This window comes from Bordetella ansorpii (assembly GCF_900078315.1).
Lineage (GTDB): Bacteria > Pseudomonadota > Gammaproteobacteria > Burkholderiales > Burkholderiaceae_B > Bordetella > Bordetella ansorpii.
In genome coordinates this window covers 1-1,325 of the sequence record NZ_FKBS01000019.1, presented here as the reverse complement: position 1 = coordinate 1,325, position 1,325 = coordinate 1, and the positions used below count along the sequence as shown (strand labels likewise).

The 1,325-nt window shown below is 63.5% G+C and carries 1 protein-coding gene and 1 other annotated feature; the gene reads left to right on the top strand.

Features of this window, described 5'->3' with window-relative positions; translation table 11 throughout:
• Window positions 1–42: 42 nt before the first annotated feature.
• A protein-coding gene (locus tag A7W11_RS17650) for an IS3 family transposase (RefSeq protein WP_412778740.1) occupies window positions 43–1,292 on the top strand; the annotation gives its coding sequence in 2 pieces (ribosomal slippage) (window positions 43–337 and window positions 337–1,292; 1,251 coding nt in all).
• Window positions 336–452, top strand: a sequence feature (AL1L pseudoknot). (Overlaps the previous gene by 117 nt.)
• Window positions 1,293–1,325: the final 33 nt, after the last annotated feature.

Genomic DNA, 1,325 nt, shown 5'->3' with positions numbered 1-1,325 from the left:
TGAATCGCCCCGGGTTTTGCGGAGGCTCCAACTCTTGAGAGAATGCGAGCCATGAGCAAGAACAACGCGAACAAGTTTTCCCCTGAAGTGCGCGAGCGGGCCGTGCGCCTGGTGCAGGAGTCCCGCAGCGAGTATCCGTCGCTGTGGGTGGCAGTCGAGTCCATCGCGCCCAAGATCGGCTGCTCGGCGCAGACGCTGCTGACCTGGGTCAAGCGCCACGAGGTCGACAGCGGTCAGCGCGAGGGCGTGACCACCAGTGAACGCGAGCGGATCAAGGCCCTGGAGCGCGAGGTGCGTGAACTTCGCCGGGCCAACGACATCCTGCGCACGGCCAGCGCTTTTTTCGCGCAGGCGGAGCTCGACCGCAAGCTGAAGTCGTAAACACCTACATCGACCGGCACCGGGAGGTCTACGGGGTCGAGCCGATCTGCACGGTGTTGCAGGTTGCCTCGTCGGCCTATCGGCGCCATGCCGCGCGGCTGCGCGATCCGTCACGGCGCAGCGACCGCGCCCGGCGCGACGAACATCTCATGCCGCATGTCCAGCGAGTCTGGCAGGAGAACCATCGCGTCTATGGTGCCGACAAGGTCTGGCGGCAACTGAACCGTGAAGGCGTGACAGTGGCCCGTTGCACGGTCGAACGCCTGATGCGCGCCCAGGGCCTGCAAGGCGTACGGCGTGGCAAGCGGCTGCGAACGACGATTGCGGATGACGCAGCCAGCCGTCCGCTGGATCGGGTCAACCGGCAGTTCCGCGCCGACCGTCCGAACCAACTCTGGGTCTCGGACTTCACCTACGTCTCGACCTGGCAGGGCTGGCTGTACGTGGCCTTCGTCATCGACGTCTACGCAAGGCGTATCGTCGGCTGGCGCGTGAGCAAGTCCATGACGACGGACTTCGTGCTCGATGCGCTGGAGCAGGCGTTATACGCCCGTCAGCCCGGCAATAACGGTTCTCTGACCCATCACTCCGACAGAGGATCCCAATACGTCAGCATCCGCTATAGCGAGCGCTTGGCCGAGGCCGGCATCGAACCCTCAGTGGGCAGCCGTGGCGACAGTTACGACAACGCGCTGGCCGAGACGATCAACGGTTTGTACAAGGCCGAATTGATCCATCGTCGGGCGCCCTGGAAAAGCCGGGAATCCGTCGAACTGGCCACCTTGGAATGGGTCGCCTGGTTCAACCAAAAACGCCTGCTCTCATCGATCGGCTATATCCCGCCGGCCGAGGCTGAGGCAAACTACTACAACCAACTCGGTATAACCGCCGACGAGGCCGTTTTACTTTAACCAAATGGCCTCCGCGATACCCGGGGCGATTCA